This is a genomic window from Limnohabitans sp. 2KL-1 (assembly GCF_003063435.1).
In the GTDB taxonomy this organism is placed as follows: Bacteria; Pseudomonadota; Gammaproteobacteria; order Burkholderiales; family Burkholderiaceae_C; genus Limnohabitans_A.
Window position 1 is genome coordinate 260,273 of sequence record NZ_NESL01000004.1, and the last position, 17,691, is coordinate 277,963.

The following is a 17,691-nucleotide window of genomic DNA, read 5'->3' on the forward strand; positions in this document are numbered from 1 at the left end:
ACGCACAACGCGCAAAGCGTCATGTGCATCCGCACACAGGGGATTCGAAAAGAGGGAAAGGTAAAGAAACCCGAGGCTCGCCGATCAGGCAAGCACGGGCCATTGAGGCCGTTCAGGACGTTCACTAGACATATGCGAAGCAATGACCTGAAGGTGAAGTGGGTGATCGTCAGAGGCCGCTAATGTGGATTTGCTCAGATCGCTGACCAGGGCAGCGGCACAACCCATATGACAAGTGGCACAGTCATGGTCCATGCCCGCCGATTGAGGTGCATTTTTGCTGGAATCTTGCTGGTCAATTGCCGCATGGTCATGTGTGTGGTGACCAGGGTGCTTGGCAGTCGCACTGGTTTCGTGCTCGCAATAGCTTGCCATTGCTGCCCAGCTGTATTGCAAGGGCAACAGAACCAGCAAGAAAATTGCCAAGAACTTTTTCATAAGTTGATAGTTTAGTCGCTTCAGGCTTGCTTGATCACGGGACGAGGCGTTGGCCTCAGTAATCCTGAGGAAATGGAAGAGGTTTACAGCTGCCAAGGAGCCATCACTTGACTGCCTTGAGAAGCCGAAGCCCGTTGAAAACCACCAACAAGCTTGCGCCCATGTCGGCAAAGACCGCCATCCACATAGACGCGTCATCAAAGATGGCCATGAGCAGGAATACCGCCTTGATGCCCAGAGCCAGGGTGATGTTCTGCCACAAAATGACATGGGTACGTTTGGAGAGGCGAATCGTCTCGGGCAAGCGGCGCAGGTCGTCGTTCATGACGACGACGTCGGCCGCTTCCATGGCCGTGTGAGTGCCCGCAGCGCCCATCGCAAAGCCAATGTTCGCCTTTGCAAGTGCCGGGGCATCATTGATGCCGTCACCGGTCATGGCCGTCACACCGTATCTTCCTTGTAACTCTTCAATCGCCTTGAGCTTGTCCTCAGGCAGCAGGTTGCCTCGGATTTCTGAAATGCCTGCCAAGTGTCCGACGGTGCGCGCCGTTGCGGCGTTATCACCGGTCAACATGATGGGAACGACCCCCAGCGCCTTCATCTCGGAAATGGCCTCGATCGATGACGGTTTGATCGTGTCCGCTACAGCGAAGAGCGCGATTACCCGGTCCCGATTGGCCAAAATGGTCACAGTTCGTCCTGCCTCTTCATGAACTGCGAGGCGTGCTTCCAATGGCGCAGAACACTGGCCGCGCTCTTCGATCCAGCGGTGATTGGCCAGGATGTAGGGGTGGCCATCGATAACCCCCTGGACGCCACGACCTGCGACAGCTTCAAATGCTTCGACTTCTTGGGCTTGTACCGCTAGGCCTTGAGCAATCGCTTTCGAGACGGGGTGGTCTGAACGCGCAGCCAGGCTCTTTGCGAGCAGTTCTACCCGTTGCTCAGGCTCGTCGGGCGCGATGGGCTCGAACGCCACTAATTTGGGCTTCCCTTCGGTGATGGTGCCAGTTTTGTCCAGGGCGACGGCTTTGATCTTTCGGGCCTCCTCCAGGTAAACCCCTCCCTTGATCAAGATGCCCCGGCGTGCGCCGGCGGCCAGACCACTCACCACCGAAACAGGTGTGGAGATGACCAAGGCGCAAGGGCATGCAATCACCAGCAAGACCAGAGCCTTGTAGACCGCTTCAAGCCACGTGAGCCCTGCCACCCAGGGCATCAGGACGGCAACCAGCAGTGCAAGGGCGAAGACCGCAGGTGTGTAGATCGCGGCGAACTGGTCAACGAATCGCTGCGTCGGTGCGCGGGTGGCCTGAGCTTCCTCGACGGCTTTAATGATCCGGCTGAGCGTGCTGTCCGAGGCTGCAGACGTGACCCGGATCTCCAGAGCAGATGCCTGGTTGATGGTTCCGGCAAAAACCTCATCACCAGGTCCCTTGTCCACCGGCAGGCTTTCGCCTGTCACAGGTGACTGATCGACTGCGCTCTGACCCGCCAGTACGGTGCCATCAAGCGGAACACGCTCACCCGGAGCGATACGTACCACGGAGTTCAGCGCAACAGATTTGACGCCAATCCGAAGCCAGCCACCGTTCTCCTGGCGCACTTCGGCTTGCTCGGGGGACAGAGCCAAGAGGCTCTTGATAGCGCCTCGCGCACGATCGACCGCGCGGGCCTCAATGGCCTCCGCAATGGCGTAGAGCGCCATCACCATGGCTGCCTCGGGCCACTGACCGATCAGGAAGGCGCCTGTGACGGCTACCGACATGAGGGCGTTGATGTTCAATCGTCCTTGCCGAAGCGCAGCCATCCCCTTTGCGTAGACTCCAAAGCCCGCAAGGAAAATGGCACCCAATGCCATGCCCATGCCAAGGGCTTTGAGCCAGGTCGTTGCAGGGAAGGCGTACGCGATCGACTCTGCTGCCAATGCCAGGCCGAGCGCGGCCAGAAGTTTTCCCCATACGTCCAAAAACGTCGCAGCCGCAGTACGCGTAACCGAAGGGGTGTTGGCGTCTTCGTCGATGGGCTCAGGCTTAAAGCCCGCTTTTCGAATCGCCTGCAGTGCGTCTGGCAGTGCAGCTTGGCTCGCGGAAATGGTGAGTAGGCGTGCCCCAAGATCGAATCGCAGGGCTTCGATTCCCGGGATGCTATCCACGGCGCGCCGGATCTCGGACTCCTCTGAGGCGCAGTCCATGTTGGAGATACGGAACTTTTTCTGTGGATGGTCTGAGTGCATCTGTGCCATGTCCTGGTCAGGTTGCGCCATGGTCGTGCATGCCACTGCTGAACAGCAGTTTTCACTCTGGCAGATCTGTGGCTTTGTGCTTTCGCAAGATGTAATCATGATTTCTTCCTCGTTGAGGTATTAGAAACCCTGTAGCCACTTCAGTGTCAAGTGGCTAAAATCGCTCGAGAATCAAAGCCAAGTCGCTCACCGAGGTGTGTTCATGAAAATTGGAGATCTCGCCAAGGCAGCTCATACGCAAGTTGAGACCATCAGGTACTACGAGCGTGAGGAACTACTCGCTCAAACCGCCCGGACAGAAGGTAACTACCGCGTGTACGGACCTGAGCATGTAGAGCGTTTGTCATTCATCCGGCATTGCCGACGGTTGGACATGACATTGGATGAGATTCGCGCGCTGTTGAAATTTAAAGACTCGCCGCCGAAGGACTGTTCCGTCATCAACAACTTGGTCGACGAGCACATCAAGCACGTGGCAGTCCGCATCAAGGAACTGAAATCCCTGCAAAAGCAATTGGTCGACCTGCGTAACAGTTGTGCAGGCGGTGGCGCGGTCGATGAGTGCGGCGTACTTTCGGGCTTGTCGCGGGCATCGCTTGCCGAGCCTGCGACTGATACGCCCTACGATGGTCACGTACATGGAACCCACAAGGTTTCCGGGAAACGCAAGTCACCCTGAGGGGATCTCAGGAGAACTACTCGCTGTGTAGTGATGATCCCAAGCTTCGAAGGTGGCCGCCACGCTCGGGTGTCTTTCATCCCCGTCATGACTCGGTCTAGAACCGGGCGGCGTCAGTCGACTTTCGCGGCTCGAAGTCTTAACGCGTTGGCAATCACGCTTACCGACGACAGCGCCATAGCTGCAGCCGCTACGATCGGAGATAGCAGCAGCCCGAAGAAAGGGTAGAGCACGCCGGCCGCCACTGGGATACCTGCCACGTTGTAGGCGAAGGACAGAAACAAGTTCTGCCGGATGTTCTTCATGGTGGCGTGCGAGAGCTTGCGTGCCCGCACGATGCCCATAAGGTCCCCCTTTAGCAGCGTGATTCCCGAGCTTTCCATGGCTACGTCGGTCCCGGTGCCCATGGCAATGCCCACCTCGGCGGCAGCCAGGGCTGGCGCGTCGTTGACCCCGTCACCGGCCATTGCCACCACGCGGCCTTCGCTGCGCAGCCGCTGCACGATCTTGGCTTTGTCCTCGGGGAAGATCTCGGCCACCACCTCGTCGATCCCAAGTTCCTTCGCTACCGCCAAGGCCGTCGTGCGGCCATCCCCCGTGAGCATGACGATGCGCACGCCGGCCTCGCGCAGACTCCTGAGGGCGGCAGGGGTCGTGGCCTTGATGGGGTCGGCGATGGCCACAAAGCCGGCGAGCCGACCGTCCAGCGCCACGAAGATCACCGTGGCCGCTTGGGTACGCTGCAGTTCGGCGGCGGCCTGGAGCGGAGTCACATCGACACCATGCTCGGCCAGGAACTTGGCAGCGCCGGATACCAGAGCCACGTTGCCCACCTTGCCCAGCACGCCTTTGCCCACGGGCGAGTCAAAGTCGGTGACCTCGACCAGGGGCAAGTGGCGCTCTTGCGCGGCAGCCACCACGGCCATGGCCAGCGGATGCTCGCTGGCGCGCTCTACGCTGGCCAGCTTGACCAGGAGATCATCGGGCAAGAACCCGGGCGCGGGCTCGATGTGAACCACGCGAGGACGCCCCTCGGTCAGCGTCCCCGTCTTGTCGACCACCAGCGTGTCGACTTTTTCCATGCGCTCCAGAGCCTCAGCGTCGCGAATCAGCACGCCATGCAGGGCACCTTGGCCCACGCCGACCATGATGGACATGGGTGTGGCCAGCCCCAGTGCGCAGGGGCAGGCGATGATGAGCACGGCCACAGAGGTGATGAGCGCATAGGAAAATGCCGGACTCGGCCCCCACAGCAGCCACACGACAAATGTGAGCAGAGCAACCGCAATCACGACCGGTACGAACCATGCCGAGACCATGTCCGCCATCCGCTGAATGGGGGCGCGGCTGCGCTGGGCGGCGGCCACCATGTGCACGATCTGCGAGAGCAGGGTGTCGGCGCCAACTTTCTCAGCCCGCATCACGAAGCCGCCGGTCTGATTCATAGTGCCGACCGTGACTTTGGAACCCGGCGCCTTGACCGCGGGCATGGGCTCGCCCGTGACCATGGACTCGTCCACCGTGCCCTTGCCTTCAGTGAGTTCACCATCCACCGGTACCTTCTCGCCGGGGCGCACGCGCAGCAGTTCGCCCACCTGGATGGTGTCGATAGGCACCGTTTCATCGATACCGCTGGCCGACACACGAACCGCCGTTTTGGGTGCCAGGTCGAGCAAGGCCTTGATGGCCCCGGAGGTTTTCTCCCGCGCCCTGAGTTCGAGCACCTGCCCGAGCAGCACCAGCACGGTGATCACGGCAGCGGCCTCAAAGTAGATCGCGACGGCACCCTCCTGGCCGCGCAACTCGGCCGGGAACAAGCCAGGCGCGAGCGTGCCGAACATGCTGTAGATCCAGGCCGCACCCGTGCCCATGGCAATGAGCGTGAACATGTTGAGGCTGCGATGCTGGATGGAGGCCCACCCCCGCACGAAGAAGGGCCAGCCGGCCCAGAGCACGACGGGCGTTCCCAGCAGCATCTGGATCAGATTGGAAGTCTGAGCTCCGACGAGATGCTTGATGTCGAGCAGGTGCCCCCCCATCTCCAGCGCCAGCACGGGCAAGGACAGCACCAGGCCGATCCAGAAGCGCCGCGTCATGTCGCGCAATTCGGCGCTTTCGCCGGACGTCCCTGTCGCGATCACCGGCTCCAGCGCCATGCCACAGATGGGACAGTTGCCCGGACCCATCTGCCGCACCTGGGGATGCATAGGGCAGGTGAACGCGACGTCGTGGTCCGCAGCGGTTACCGAATCGCTGACGGGCTTGGATGGAGGCACTGCTTTGTGATGCCCATGGTGATGGTGGTCTGCCATGTGACTGGAGCCGGTGCCCTCAAGCTCCAGATTCATGCCGCAGATCGGGCACTGTCCCGGCGCAGGCTGCCGAACTTCAGGGTGCATGGGGCAGGTGTAGGCCTGTCCAGCGGCGACCGTGCTGGCCTGGTGCGTCATGAGGGGCCGGTCAGGAGCGCCCGGCTCGGAAGTACTTTTCAAGTCAGGGTGACGTTGCACGCCGTTCTCCTTGTGGTTTTTCTCGCTGGCTTCAACGTCTTCGGGGCCGATCTCTAACTGGCCAGTAGGCGTACCCCCATCCAGCCGGCCAGACCGATCAGGCAAGCCCAGCACAGCCAGAAGAGGGCGCGTTCCCACCGCAGTGGCGGGCCTGCACGATTTTCCAGCCTGTACTTGAGGGTCATGCCCGCCCCGTGCACCAGCAGGCCCACGATCAAGAGCGCCACCGCGAAGCGCTGAAGCACTTTAGGCACGAGCAGTGCGAGCCCCGCCCCCAAGACGATGGCGCCCAAGCCGGAGGCGAGCTCAGCGGCCTTGATGGTCGATGACGGACTTCTCATGCTTGGCGCGTCGAGGAATGAATCGGGGCGTGATGGCTGCATAGCGCTGCCAAGCCTCACCAAACGCTGCTTCAGAGTCGCGCTCTTCGCTGATGGCCAGGCGGACATACATGACCACCAGCACGGGGAACATGGCCAGCGTCAACAGCGTGGGCCACTGCAGAAGGAATCCCGCCATGATGGCAACGAAACCGATGTACTGAGGGTGACGCACGACGCGGTAGGGGCCTGTCGTGGCCAGTTCATGTCGGCGTTGGGCCTGGTAGAGCACGTGCCAGGCATTAGATAGCAGCCAGAAGCCGCCCCCGATGAATACAAAGCTCAGGATATGCATCACTCCGCCGTGCGGGTCGCCTTGCTGGTCGGTGAGCAGCCACCAGAGGTGGCCCGCCTCGTGTCCAAAGAGGTTGACGTCCGGAAAGCGTTGGCCCAGCCAACCCGAAAGTAGGTAGATCGTGAGCGGAAAACCATACATCTCGGCGAACAGTGCCACGATGAAGCCGGTGTAGGCCCCAAAGCTGCGCCAATCGCGCAGGGTGGTGGGCTTGAAAAAACTGTAGGCAAAGCCCACGAACACGCCCACGTTGAGGAACACCAGCCCCCACAGCCCATAGTCATTGCTCGCGCTGGTCACGGCTAGGTCCTTCCTTGTGGTCTTTGTGGCCCTGACCGGATCCCCCATGACCCCCGTGCCCGTGACCCTTGTGCATGAATAGATGCATCACGGGGCAAGCCAGCAAGAGCAGGTAGGGCAGCGCGCCGAACAGGTGAGCCCGGTGCTCCGTGAGTAGAAAGTAGCCACCCACCAGGGCCGCGACCAGCAGGCTCAAGCCGGCGGGCGACTTCCAAAAGGACGGGGGGCCGTCAGGCTGGGATTGGTTCATGAAAGCCTCCTGTCAGTGACAAGTTACTAGCCGAGTTAATTGCCGAGTTACTTGCCGGGCCTGGCCGCCTCGCGGTCCACCATCATCTGCATCATCTGCTCCATCATGGCCATGCGGCGCTCCATCTGCATGTGCATGTTCATCATCCCGCTCATGCCCGCCATGCCGGACGCTCCACCTGCACTGGCCGCTGGCGTTTGGCCCGTGCCAGCCTGGGCTGTTGGTGGCATCATGCCCATGCCCCCCGGCGCCGAGCCGCCGGGGCCACCGCCCATCCGGCCCATCATGGCCATGCCGGACTGCATCAACTTCATGTGCTCGTCCATCAGTTTGGCCCGCTCGGCCGGGCTCTTGGCGGCCTGCATCTTCTGGTGCATGTCCTGCATGGCCTTCATCTGCTGGTTGATGGCCTCGGGACTGGGTGCTGCGCTAGGCGTGGAGGAATTTGCTGCAGCAGTGCTGCCGGCTGGGTGATGTGCCGAATGATCCTCTTCGGCCTTGGGTGTTTGCGCGAAGGCAATTCCAGAGATGACAGCTGTGGCCACTGTGGTGGCAGCAAGAATTCGTGTTCGCATGATGAGTTTCTCCTTGAGTTTCAACTGCACTATCCGTGCCTCAGTGCAGTTGCTCTTTGATCTGCGTCAAGCTTCTGTGCTCTCTTGCTTGAAAAGCCAGAAGCAAGCTCTTGCGCCGGACGAAGGCTCCCCAACAGACATGTGCTGCAAGAGTGTCGTTTTTATCTCTGGGGCCGATGGCTCAATGTCCTGCAGCGATCAAGCCATCTCGGCCATCTTCCGGCATTCATCGGCACATCGCATGCAGGCTTGTGCGCAGTCTTGACAGTGCTGCATCTGATGTTTGGCACATTCGTCGCCGCACATTTGGCATACCTGAGCACAGGCAGAACAGACTTGCTTCGACGTTTCGCTGGCTCGTCCCATCACAGAAGCGGCAAGTGCGCAGATTTCCGCGCAATCAATATCCAGTGCGATGCACTTGGCCATTGCCTTTATCTCTTGCTCCTGAAGGCAAGACGCTGCGCAGTGATTACATGCCTGCGCACACTCGTAGCAAGTGGTGACGCACGACGAAAATTGCTGATGGGGCATTGAAATCTCCTTCGGTTGTGAAGCTGCACGGTCCAACTGGGAACGCATCAGGTGCCAGCCCACACGCTCAGGCGGGCTTATCACTCAACCAAGTTAAATCGCGGCAGTTTTTAAGACTGTAGGAGTCGGCCTTAAGCCCGGGCCGGCAAGGTGTGGATTGAGTAGTTCAGGCGGTTGCCTCAGCCTTCGACCGTCGCTCTGGAAAAACAAGCCGGAATCGTGTCCAGTCCCGGTCTGACGTAGCTGAGATCGCACCGCCATGGGCCTCGACGATGGCTTTGGTAATCGACAGCCCCAAGCCTGCCCCGTCAGAAGCCGGGTGCCTGCGTGCCGAATCTGCGCGATAGAAGCGGTCGAAGAGTCTCGGCAGGACATCCGGGGGGATCTCCTTGCCCGTGTTCTCGACAGTGACCCCGATTTCGCGCGACGAACTTTCGATCCTGACGGACACTACACCGCCGACTGGTGCATGCCTGAGCGCATTGGATAGGAGGTTGCTCACGGCACGTCTGAACATCAAACGATCGCCATAGATTCGCCCATCACCTTCCACGCTCATCAAGATGCGCTTTTCGTCCGCAACGGCTTCATAAAATTCAACGAGTTCACGAGCTTCTTGTGCTGCCGAGAAAGACTCCTTATGGGGCAGGTCTACCCCCCGCTCTGTCTTTGCGAGGAATAGCATGTCTGACACCACCCGAGCCAAACGCTGCAATTCCTCTGCGTTGGACGCCAGCGTATCTTGGTATGTCTTAAGGTCGCGTTGGGTGGACAGCGTCACCTGTGTTTGGGTGAGGAGGTTGCTGATGGGTGTGCGAAGTTCATGCGCCAAATCCGCCGCAAAATCAGAAAGCTGTTTGAAGTCATTCTGCAGGCGGCCCAACATCTCATTGAGCTCCCGGGCCAAATCTGCCATTTCAATCGGGACGGCATCCTCGGGCATGCGCTCTTGCAACTGTTGGCCTGTCACTGCAGCGGCACGACGTTTCATTGCGCGCAGCGGAGACATGCCTTGATGAGCCGCGAACCAGGCTAAAAATCCGCTTAGAAGAATCGCCAGCACAGCATAGATTGCAATGCTGCGCCGGAGCTCTCTCATGAATTCTTGGTGGTGCTGCGTATCGACGGCGATTGATACTTGGAGCGGCCCGGCCGCCCCCTGAACCATGCCAGCAGTAAAGCTCATCTCATGGAACTCGCGCCCTCCATTCCTCCAAGACTGAAGCTCGCGACCGTCGTCAGTCGTGATGAATGATGCTTGCGTAGTGGGGCCGCTGTAGCCGTTGGTCTGGTACAGCTTTTCACCCTGTGGTCCTTTGATCAGAACGTAAAGGCCGTGGTGATGCTTCAAGGCTTCGTTCAGGCGACTGCGAGCTTCTTCACGGGATCGGGAACTGGCCAGGATGCCCTCGACCAGGTGCTTTTTGTCATCCAAGGCGGCGCTATCGAGGTCGACGAAGTGCCGATCAGCCTCCACCATGAAAAGAAGTGCCAAGCCCAGGATGACCGAACTGGCCAGCGCTATGAAAAAGATGGTGAGGCGGGATGTCAGTGATAGCGTGCGAAGCACCTAGCGACCCTCCGGCGCTTCGAGCACGTAGCCCATGCCGCGTACAGTCTGGATCAGCTTGATCTGGTGATCCTCATCGATCTTGACGCGCAGACGCCTCATGGCCACCTCGATGACGTTAGTGTCGCTGTCGAAGTTCATGTCCCAAACCTGAGAGGCGATCAGCGACCTGGGCAGGACTTCTCCCTGCCTACGCATCAGCAGTTCCAGCAATCCAAACTCCTTGGCGGTAAGATTAAGGCGCTTGCCGTCTCGGGTGACGCGGCGGCGTAGCAGATCAAGTTGGAGGTCTGCCACCTGCAAGGTCGTGGATTCGGTGCCACTACGACCGCGGCGCACAATGGTGCGAACTCGGGCCAAGAGCTCGGCAAAGGAAAACGGCTTGACGAGGTAATCGTCGGCGCCTAATTCAAGCCCCTTCACGCGATCTTCCACCTGATCGCGGGCGGTGAGAAACATGGCTGGCACTTGTAGGCCTTCATGACGTATCGCCTGCAGGACCTCCCAACCGCTCATGCCCGGCATCATCACATCCAGGATCGCGAGATCGTAGTTACCGCCAAGAGCTAGGTGAAGGCCGTCGGGCCCATTTCTGGCCAAGTCCACAACGAAACCGGCCTCGATCAGTCCCTGGCGCAGATATGCCCCGGTCTTAGGCTCATCTTCCACAATCAAAATTTTCATTGGCAACTGACCCTCTTTGGCAGACCTGAGTATGACGACTTCCATTTATTGCGATGGCGAGATGACAAATATGTAATCTTTTCGACATCGTGCTGACGACTTGGTATTTTAATAATTCCCCCTGTCTATGTTACCGATCACATTGAGGAAACCATGCTCGTCAGACGTTCACTATTATTCGCACAGACATGTCTCGCCCTGAGTTGTGCCATGTTAGCTGGTGTAGCCGCGGCCCAAGCCAACAAAGAGCCCGTGAAAAATCTTTCGGTGGTGGAAGTTGAGTACAAGTCTGCACTTAGTGACTTCCGCCCCTACAACGACCAGGCCATTCAGTCCTGGGTCAAAGCCAACGACTTGGTAGGTCGTATTGGAGGCTGGCGCAGCTATGCCAAGGAGGTCGCGACAGGTGAGGCCCTAAAGGATGCCTCTGAAGTGCCTGATACGCAATCTAGTCATCATGGGGGAGTCAAGCCATGAAGCGCATCCCAAGCACCTCGCTAGGGAAACTGGCGCTATCCGCGATCGCCTTGGCCACGCTTGCCGGTTGCGCCACTGTTAGCCTCGAACAAAACGTTGCCCGGGTGAACGAGGAGGCCAAGAGTTTTGCCGAAGGGCAGATTTCTCTCGCGCGGACTGCCGATGAGCGCGAACAGCGTGCGCAGGCGGCCCAGAAGCTGCTTCAAAACATTCTGGGTCAGCGCGAGGCGGTCCAGCTGGCGCTCGTCAACAGCCCGTCGCTCCAGGCGCTGCTGGCTCAAGGTTGGGCGGAGTCCGCAGATGCGGCACAGGTGGGCAGAATTGCAAACCCGTTCTTCTCCCTGGAGCGCATGGTGGCCGGTGATGAGTTGGAGTTGAGCCGTGCGCTTTCCTTCGGCCTGCTCGATATCCTGACACTGCCTAGTCGCCAGGGAATCGCCAACCGTCGCATCGAAGCGGCCCATCTGCGACTGTCGAGTGATGTGGTCGACCAGGTCACCCGCGTGCGCCAGGCATGGGTCCGCGCCGTGGCTGCCCAACAGACGCTTCAGTATGCCAAGCAGGTGTATGAAAGCGCTGCAGCGAGTGCCGAACTGGCTCGCAGGATGCAGGCCATAGGCAACTTCAACCGCCTCACACGGGCTCGTGAGCAGGCCTTCTATGCGGACGCAGGGACCCGATTGGCAACAGCAACTCACCAAGTAACGGCTGCCCGCGAAGAGTTCGTACGCGTACTCGGTCTGGATGCCCAACAGGCACAGATGCTCAAACTACCGGACCGCTTGCCTGAACTACCCAAACAGGCGCTCGATCCGCAGGGCGTTGCGACGTTTGCTACGCGTAACCGCCTCGACATCCGTCTTGCCCAAAGCACACTGGATGCTTCCGCCAGAGCCCAGGGTTTGAACATGGTCACCAGCATCACCGACATCGAACTGACCGCCATGCGCAACACCAGCACGAACAGTGTGGCAGGTGAGCGCAGCGTAGCGCGAGGGTATGAAATCGCGGTACGCCTGCCCATCTTTGATTGGGGGGGCATGCAGCGCGATGCCATGAACGCACGCACCTTGGCCGCAGCCAATCAGCTTGAGGCGACCGTCCGCTCGGCGGGTTCAAGCTTGCGAGAAAGCTACTCATCCTATCGCACGGCTTATGACATTGCACGGCACAACCGGGACGAGGTGATACCGCTTCGTAAGGTGATCTCAGAAGAGAACCAACTGCGCTACAACGGAATGATCATCGGCATCTTCGAGTTGCTGGCGGACTCACGTGATCAGGTCTCTACGGTCATGGCTGCGATCGGAGCCGAGCAGCAGTTTTGGCTAGCGGATGCCGCGCTACAAGCCTCACTGGTCGGGCGACCGATGAACACTCCGCTGGCAGCCATGCCCAGTGCGCCAGCCGGTGGCGCTGCGCCTCATTGAATGAAAGATACAACGATGACTTCCAGAAGAGACTTTTTTAAGTACGCCGGGATTGCTGGTGGTGCCGTGGCCGCCAGCGCGGTCAGCCGCGTGGCGATGGCCGCTCTGCCTGAGCCTGTAATACAGACCAGCCCTAACACCATGGCGCCGCTTGTCCCCAACAGCGGACGCGCCTACAACCCGGTGGTGACGCTGAATGGATGGACTTTGCCATGGCGCATGAATCAAGGCGTCAAGGAATTTCACCTGGTCGCCGAACCAGTAGTGCGGGAAATGGCCCCTGGCTTTAAAGCCCATCTCTGGGGCTACAACGGCCAGAGCCCGGGGCCCACGATTGAAGTGGTCGAGGGCGATCGCGTACGGATCTTCGTGACCAACAAGCTGCCAGAGCATACCTCCATTCACTGGCACGGGCAGCGCCTGCCCAACGGCATGGACGGTGTGGCCGGACTGAACCAGCCGGCTATTCCCTCCGGCAAGACGTTTGTTTACGAGTTCGTCGCGCGCCGGCCTGGCACCTTCATGTACCACCCGCATGCTGATGAGATGACACAGATGGCCATGGGCATGATGGGCTTTTGGGTGACCCATCCTAAGGTCAAGAATGATCTGATTGATGAGGTCCAGCGAGACTTCTGCTTCCTACTCAACGCCTATGACATCGATCCGGGCAGCTACACCCCCAAGATCATGACAATGCTGGACTTCAACCTGTGGAGCTGGAATAGCCGGATATTTCCAGGCATTGACAGCCTCAATGTTCGCCTGAACGACAAGGTGCGTATTCGCATTGGCAATCTGACGATGACGAATCACCCCATACATTTGCACGGCCATGAGTTCCTCGTCACTGGTACGGACGGTGGCCCGACACCCAAGAGCACCCGCTGGCATGAAGTGACGACCGATGTGGCCGTCGGTCAGATGCGACAGATCGAGTTTCTGGCAGATGAGGAAGGGGACTGGGCCTTCCACTGTCACAAAAGCCATCACACCATGAACGCCATGGGCCATAACGTTCCGACATTGATTGGTGTGGATCACCGTGGCATCGCCAAGAAGATCAATAACCTGATTCCAGACTACATGGTCATGGGTGAGCGTGGTATGGCCGACATGACTGAGATGGAAATGCCCATCCCTGACAACACCGCTGCGATGATGACTGGCCAAGGCCCCTTCGGATCGGTCGAAATGGGTGGCATGTTCAGCGTTCTGAAGGTCCGCCGTAATCAAAAGCCGGGGGACTACAAGGACCCGGGTTGGTACAAGCATCCCGAAGGCACGGTAGCCCATGAGTACACCGGGCCGTTGACTGAACCAGCGCGCTTCAAGGCGGAGGGTGGGCAGTCCATGCCTCGCGCCCAGATGCCCGCCAAAACGACCGAAGTCAAGGTGCGCAAGCCCTCATCACATAGCAATCACTGAATTTTTTTTCCGGAGTTAACGAATGAAACCCAAGTACATCACTTCTCGCCAAATCTTTGTTTTGGTTGCTCTGACCCTGTCAGCGTCGGCTTTTGCGGCTGGAAAGCACGCCGGTGGGCATGGCCATGCTGACGAGGAAACCGCAATTGGCAAACCAGGTGTTGCCTCCAAGGTAACGCAGACCATCAATGTCGATATGACGGATAACATGCGTTACACACCCTCATCTATTCAGGTCAAGCAAGGAGAGACGGTCCGCTTTGTTGTCAAGAATCAAGGAAAGGTCAAGCACGAATTGAGTCTGGGCACCCAGAAGGAATTGCTCGAGCATCTGGAGCAGATGAAAAAATTCCCAGATATGGAACATGACGAACCTGGCAAAGTGACACTATCTCCAGGACAGCAAGGCGAAATTGTTTGGCAATTCACGAAGACTGGAACCGTAAATTTTGCCTGCTTGATGCCAGGCCACTACGAAGCTGGGATGAAGGGCGCGATCAAGGTTGGCAAGAAGTAATTTCATTACAGGAAAGGGCTGCTGAAATGACTGACAAAAACAGTTCAAAAAATTCAACGAGGCGGTTGCTATTGTTGGGAATAGCTTCAATGTGCTCGTCCTCAATTGCTATTGCAGCCAGCCCAAACGCTATAGCTATACAAGTCTGGAAAGACCCTAACTGTGGCTGTTGCAAAGACTGGATTATTCATTTAGAAAAGAATAATTTTTCTTTGAAAGTAAACGATCAAGGTAATAACGCAGCGCGGGCTCGACTGGGTATGCCTCAAAAGTTCGCTTCATGTCATACAGCTCTGGTCGGTGGATATGTGATTGAGGGGCATGTGCCAGCCGAAGACATTCAACGTTTACTCAAAGAAAAACCACAAGCGTTAGGTCTTGCCGTTCCGGGGATGCCTATCGGATCTCCTGGAATGGACGGTCCTGTCTACGGCGCAAGGCGTGACGCGTATCAAGTCTTGCTAATCCAAAAAGACGGATCATCAAAAGTTTTTAACTCTTACTCATGAGGAAAATATGAAAAATATTCAAACCAAAATTGCAACTTTACTATTGACCATTGGTGCGGCTCTTCCCTTAAGCAGTTTTTCCCAAGCTGTCATGGATCACAGCAAGATGAACATGTCTCAAATGACGCCGTCTTTAACCGACGGAGAGGTCAAGAAAATTGATCTCGAAACTGGCAAGGTCACGATCAAACACGGCGAAATCAAACATATGGATATGCCGGGAATGACAATGGTATTTACTGCTAAAGATAAGAGTTTATTGACCAGCATCAAGCCAGGCGAAAAAATTAAGTTTATGGTGATCAATGAAGGTGGCAAGATGATCGTCACTGACATCCAGCTAGTTCAGTAAGAAAACGTCGCTGCATCGAAAATGTGCAGGGCTCCCTGTTCATTGGGCGTCATAGCCTGTTGTGCAAATTGGCCCATGCATCAATGGATCCTATCCGTCAGCACTGGATAGGATGTGTGGTAGCGGTCATTGGCCTATGACCGAACTGACCGGCTGCCGAGCCTGATGGTTAAAGATCGACCGACCGCTACTGGCAGAAAGCCCACAAATGACTGCGGGACACGACCGGCAGCAACCGCTACAAACAAGTCAACGTCTTAAAAGATGTGACCGGCTGCAATGGGTCGAAACGCGACCTTGAATCGATTCGAAAGACTGGTTCGTAAGGATGCGGAAGGTTGCAGGCGTCGAGGACGGGGTGGCAGGTGCAAGCACCTTTCCGCAACCTTCCGCAGGGTCGTAACGGGTGTCAGCATGCTCCTAGCTTGTAGGAATTGAACCCGGGTCCGCACCCACCACCATATGCAAGTTCAAGGGCGTTTACTGGCTTCCAGTAAACGCCCTTTTTCATTGGTAAATCAACGGTTTGTAGTCCAAGGGTGTTCATTAACGTTCGTTGACAGCCGGGACCAAACCGGGGAACATTCCGGGGAACAACCGGGGCAAAATCCAAAAAACCGGGGAACGTTCCCCGGTTTGCCCCCCGGACACCTGAGAGAACGCCCCCGATGCTGACCGATGTTCAATGCAAAAACGCCCTTTGCCCCGCTGACAAAAAACGCCTGCGCCTGACCGATGCCGGGGGCCTTTACCTGGAGGTTTCCCCGGCTGGGTCAAAACGCTGGTTTTGGAAGACCTACCAAGACGGCAAAGAAGGACGCATGGCGCTGGGGTCTTACCCGGCTGTCAGTGTTGCAGCGGCCCGCAAAGCCCGTGACGCTGCAAAGGCGCTGAAGGGGGAGGGGTTTGATCCAGTCCAAGCGAGGAAGCTGGAAAAGCTGAAGGCCAGCAACCCGGACGGCGACACCTTCAAGTCTGTTGCCCTGGGATGGTTCGCTGTGCAGGAACCCGGCTGGAGTGTGAACCACGCCACACGGACCCGGCGCAATCTTGAAAAAGACCTGTTTCCCGCTATCGGTGCCAAGCTCATGACCGAGATTCACCCCATGGAACTGATGCAGGCTGTCAAAAAGGTAGAGGAACGGGGCGCGATGGAATCGGCCCGGCGAGTGCTGGACACGGCGGGGCAGGTGTTCAAACACTGGTTGCCCATGGCCCCGCCCCAACACAGGAACATTACCGAGGGCTTGAAGGCCCGATTGACGCCACGGGTCAAAGGCCACTTTGCAGCGATCACCGAGCCGGGCCGCTTTGGTGAACTGATGCGGGCTATCCGGGCATACAAGGGCGGGCCGCTGGTTCGCACGGCCCTGCAACTGGCCCCGCTGCTGTACCAACGCCCCGGCAACCTGCGGGCGATGGAGTGGGCAGAACTCGACCTGGACGGGGCACTGTGGACGATCCCCAGCGCCAAGATGAAGCGCACCAAGAAAGACAAGGAACACGGCTTACCTCATGTGGTGCCCTTGCCCGTGCAGGCGGTGGCCTTGCTGCGTGACCTGCAAGCCCTGACGGGCGGCGGGGTGTACGTGTTCCCCGGTGAGCGAAGCCATGACCGCCCGCTGTCTGAAAACTCCGTCAGAAGCGCCCTGTATGCGCTGGGGTTTGGCAAGGAACAGACCTGGCACGGTTTCAGGGCCAGCGCCCGCACCATGTTGGTGGATGAGTTGGACGCTGACCCCTTGGCCATTGAAGCGAACCTAGCCCACGCCGTGAAGGATGCCAACGGGCGAAGCTACAACCGGACCCAATACATCAAGAAGCGGTTTGAACAGATTCAACTGTGGGCCGATTACGTGGACCGGCTGACACAGGGGAACGTGATCGACCTGGAAGCGCACAGGGCGGCGTGATGCAGCCCGGCCCGGGTGCCAAGCCCCAGCGAAAACCGCCCACCGAGGCGGTTTTTTTACGCCCGATTGATGCCTGAATGACTGCTTTTGATACCGCCAAAAACAAAAAACAGCGGGAACGGCGGGAACACGGGAACAAAAAGGCAAAAACTTAGGAAATATGCGGGTTTGACGGGGGTAGGGCAAACGGGAACAGAACGGGAACAGAACGGGAACAGATACAGATACAGAGAGTTTTTCAATCAATTACATATAACCCCCCGGTTTTTTTCGCCTTCGCCCCTTGCCTTCGCTGGTTTTTGCCTCGCCTGCCTGAATCGCTGGCGCTGGTGCTCGTTTTTGGTGTTTTGTTCCAGTGAGCAACGACCCGCCCATGGTTTTGACGTTTTCGGGCGGTGTTGGCGGTGCGGCTGTCCACACGCCTGCACGGTGCCCCCGGTGCTTTGCTGTTTGCCCTGGTGCGGTATTCGGTGCCTCCGCTAACTGTCATGAATCCAGAGCGACGCCCCGAATGATGAAAGAAACTTGAGGGTGGAGGAGCCAAGGGTAGATGCCGAGAAACTTTTTTGGGGACCACAACCCCGATAGCTAACTTGGCACGCCAT

General features: G+C 58.1%; 18 protein-coding genes. 8 read left to right on the plus strand and 10 right to left on the minus strand.

Features of this window, described 5'->3' with window-relative positions; all coding sequences use genetic code 11:
- Window positions 1–84 precede the first annotated feature (84 nt).
- Window positions 85–438 (minus strand): cation efflux protein, CzcI family, encoded by a 354-nt coding sequence (gene czcI, locus B9Z47_RS11815; protein WP_053176215.1) that lies wholly within the window; start codon window positions 436–438, stop codon window positions 85–87.
- 103 nt (window positions 439–541) lie between these two features.
- Window positions 542–2,704: a cation-translocating P-type ATPase gene (locus tag B9Z47_RS11820; RefSeq protein ID WP_233253780.1), complete on the minus strand. Its 2,163-nt coding sequence runs from the start codon at window positions 2,702–2,704 to the stop codon at window positions 542–544.
- Between the two features lie 181 nt (window positions 2,705–2,885).
- Between B9Z47_RS11820 and cadR the strand changes: the two genes are divergently transcribed.
- Window positions 2,886–3,362: a Cd(II)/Pb(II)-responsive transcriptional regulator gene (cadR, locus tag B9Z47_RS11825; RefSeq protein ID WP_108331431.1), complete on the plus strand. Its 477-nt coding sequence runs from the start codon at window positions 2,886–2,888 to the stop codon at window positions 3,360–3,362.
- 113 nt (window positions 3,363–3,475) lie between these two features.
- Here the strand turns inward: cadR and B9Z47_RS11830 are convergent, their stop codons facing one another.
- The 8 genes from B9Z47_RS11830 to B9Z47_RS11865 form a co-directional block, all read right to left on the minus strand.
- The gene (locus B9Z47_RS11830) at window positions 3,476–6,010 is read right to left on the minus strand and encodes a copper-translocating P-type ATPase (RefSeq protein WP_369912171.1); all 2,535 of its coding nucleotides are present in this window, start codon (window positions 6,008–6,010) and stop codon (window positions 3,476–3,478) included.
- Window positions 5,926–6,213 carry a hypothetical protein gene (locus B9Z47_RS18580; protein ID WP_108331432.1) on the minus strand — a complete coding sequence of 96 codons (288 nt, stop codon included), beginning with the start codon at window positions 6,211–6,213 and terminating at the stop codon, window positions 5,926–5,928. Before B9Z47_RS18580 ends, B9Z47_RS11830 begins: the two co-directional genes overlap by 85 nt.
- Complete coding sequence (locus B9Z47_RS11840) at window positions 6,179–6,847, minus strand: isoprenylcysteine carboxylmethyltransferase family protein (RefSeq protein WP_199219980.1); 669 nt, start codon at window positions 6,845–6,847, stop codon at window positions 6,179–6,181. Before B9Z47_RS11840 ends, B9Z47_RS18580 begins: the two co-directional genes overlap by 35 nt.
- Window positions 6,828–7,097 (minus strand): DUF2933 domain-containing protein, encoded by a 270-nt coding sequence (locus B9Z47_RS11845; RefSeq protein ID WP_108331434.1) that lies wholly within the window; start codon window positions 7,095–7,097, stop codon window positions 6,828–6,830. Before B9Z47_RS11845 ends, B9Z47_RS11840 begins: the two co-directional genes overlap by 20 nt.
- Before the next feature lie 47 nt (window positions 7,098–7,144).
- Window positions 7,145–7,672, minus strand: a complete 528-nt coding sequence (locus tag B9Z47_RS11850; protein WP_108331470.1) for a hypothetical protein — start codon at window positions 7,670–7,672, stop codon at window positions 7,145–7,147.
- A gap of 198 nt (window positions 7,673–7,870) precedes the next feature.
- A complete protein-coding gene (locus tag B9Z47_RS11855; RefSeq protein WP_369912173.1) occupies window positions 7,871–8,254 on the minus strand; it encodes a four-helix bundle copper-binding protein in 384 nt (127 codons plus the stop codon).
- A 118-nt stretch (window positions 8,255–8,372) separates the two neighbouring features.
- A complete protein-coding gene (locus tag B9Z47_RS11860; RefSeq protein ID WP_108331436.1) occupies window positions 8,373–9,776 on the minus strand; it encodes a heavy metal sensor histidine kinase in 1,404 nt (467 codons plus the stop codon).
- Window positions 9,777–10,460 carry a heavy metal response regulator transcription factor gene (locus B9Z47_RS11865; protein WP_108331471.1) on the minus strand — a complete coding sequence of 228 codons (684 nt, stop codon included), beginning with the start codon at window positions 10,458–10,460 and terminating at the stop codon, window positions 9,777–9,779.
- 210 nt (window positions 10,461–10,670) lie between these two features.
- Here B9Z47_RS11865 and B9Z47_RS11870 point away from each other — a divergent pair, with 210 nt between their 5' ends.
- The 7 genes from B9Z47_RS11870 to B9Z47_RS11900 all read left to right on the plus strand — a co-directional run bounded on the left by B9Z47_RS11870 (window position 10,671) and on the right by B9Z47_RS11900 (window position 17,086).
- Window positions 10,671–10,937 carry a hypothetical protein gene (locus tag B9Z47_RS11870; RefSeq protein ID WP_228768226.1) on the plus strand — a complete coding sequence of 89 codons (267 nt, stop codon included), beginning with the start codon at window positions 10,671–10,673 and terminating at the stop codon, window positions 10,935–10,937.
- Window positions 10,934–12,367: a TolC family protein gene (locus tag B9Z47_RS11875; RefSeq protein WP_108331437.1), complete on the plus strand. Its 1,434-nt coding sequence runs from the start codon at window positions 10,934–10,936 to the stop codon at window positions 12,365–12,367. The genes B9Z47_RS11870 and B9Z47_RS11875 overlap by 4 nt, the downstream gene beginning before the upstream one ends.
- Before the next feature lie 15 nt (window positions 12,368–12,382).
- Complete coding sequence (locus B9Z47_RS11880; protein ID WP_089958022.1) at window positions 12,383–13,795, plus strand: multicopper oxidase family protein; 1,413 nt, start codon at window positions 12,383–12,385, stop codon at window positions 13,793–13,795.
- A 22-nt stretch (window positions 13,796–13,817) separates the two neighbouring features.
- On the plus strand, window positions 13,818–14,312 hold the full coding sequence (locus B9Z47_RS11885; RefSeq protein WP_100117898.1) for a plastocyanin/azurin family copper-binding protein: 495 nt from the start codon (window positions 13,818–13,820) through the stop codon (window positions 14,310–14,312).
- Window positions 14,313–14,338: 26 nt separating this feature from the next.
- Window positions 14,339–14,821 (plus strand): DUF411 domain-containing protein, encoded by a 483-nt coding sequence (locus B9Z47_RS11890; RefSeq protein WP_089957688.1) that lies wholly within the window; start codon window positions 14,339–14,341, stop codon window positions 14,819–14,821.
- Window positions 14,822–14,828: 7 nt separating this feature from the next.
- Complete coding sequence (locus B9Z47_RS11895; RefSeq protein WP_090142667.1) at window positions 14,829–15,173, plus strand: copper-binding protein; 345 nt, start codon at window positions 14,829–14,831, stop codon at window positions 15,171–15,173.
- Window positions 15,174–15,841: 668 nt separating this feature from the next.
- Window positions 15,842–17,086, plus strand: coding sequence for an integrase arm-type DNA-binding domain-containing protein (locus tag B9Z47_RS11900; protein WP_108331438.1), 1,245 nt, complete (start codon window positions 15,842–15,844; stop codon window positions 17,084–17,086).
- Window positions 17,087–17,691 lie beyond the last annotated feature (605 nt).

Coding starts and splice junctions, on each gene's coding strand:
- B9Z47_RS11845 (WP_108331434.1), bottom strand. CDS start 7,097: ATGAACCAATCCCAGCCTGACGGCCCCCCGTCCTTTTGGAAGTCGCCC.
- B9Z47_RS11895 (WP_090142667.1), top strand. CDS start 14,829: ATGAAAAATATTCAAACCAAAATTGCAACTTTACTATTGACCATTGGT.
- B9Z47_RS11850 (WP_108331470.1), bottom strand. CDS start 7,672: ATGCGAACACGAATTCTTGCTGCCACCACAGTGGCCACAGCTGTCATC.
- B9Z47_RS11875 (WP_108331437.1), top strand. CDS start 10,934: ATGAAGCGCATCCCAAGCACCTCGCTAGGGAAACTGGCGCTATCCGCG.
- B9Z47_RS11820 (WP_233253780.1), bottom strand. CDS start 2,704: ATGGCGCAACCTGACCAGGACATGGCACAGATGCACTCAGACCATCCA.
- B9Z47_RS11885 (WP_100117898.1), top strand. CDS start 13,818: ATGAAACCCAAGTACATCACTTCTCGCCAAATCTTTGTTTTGGTTGCT.
- B9Z47_RS18580 (WP_108331432.1), bottom strand. CDS start 6,213: ATGAGAAGTCCGTCATCGACCATCAAGGCCGCTGAGCTCGCCTCCGGC.
- B9Z47_RS11855 (WP_369912173.1), bottom strand. CDS start 8,254: ATGCGTTCCCAGTTGGACCGTGCAGCTTCACAACCGAAGGAGATTTCA.
- cadR (WP_108331431.1), top strand. CDS start 2,886: ATGAAAATTGGAGATCTCGCCAAGGCAGCTCATACGCAAGTTGAGACC.
- czcI (WP_053176215.1), bottom strand. CDS start 438: ATGAAAAAGTTCTTGGCAATTTTCTTGCTGGTTCTGTTGCCCTTGCAA.
- B9Z47_RS11870 (WP_228768226.1), top strand. CDS start 10,671: ATGTTAGCTGGTGTAGCCGCGGCCCAAGCCAACAAAGAGCCCGTGAAA.
- B9Z47_RS11900 (WP_108331438.1), top strand. CDS start 15,842: ATGCTGACCGATGTTCAATGCAAAAACGCCCTTTGCCCCGCTGACAAA.
- B9Z47_RS11890 (WP_089957688.1), top strand. CDS start 14,339: ATGACTGACAAAAACAGTTCAAAAAATTCAACGAGGCGGTTGCTATTG.
- B9Z47_RS11865 (WP_108331471.1), bottom strand. CDS start 10,460: ATGAAAATTTTGATTGTGGAAGATGAGCCTAAGACCGGGGCATATCTG.
- B9Z47_RS11880 (WP_089958022.1), top strand. CDS start 12,383: ATGACTTCCAGAAGAGACTTTTTTAAGTACGCCGGGATTGCTGGTGGT.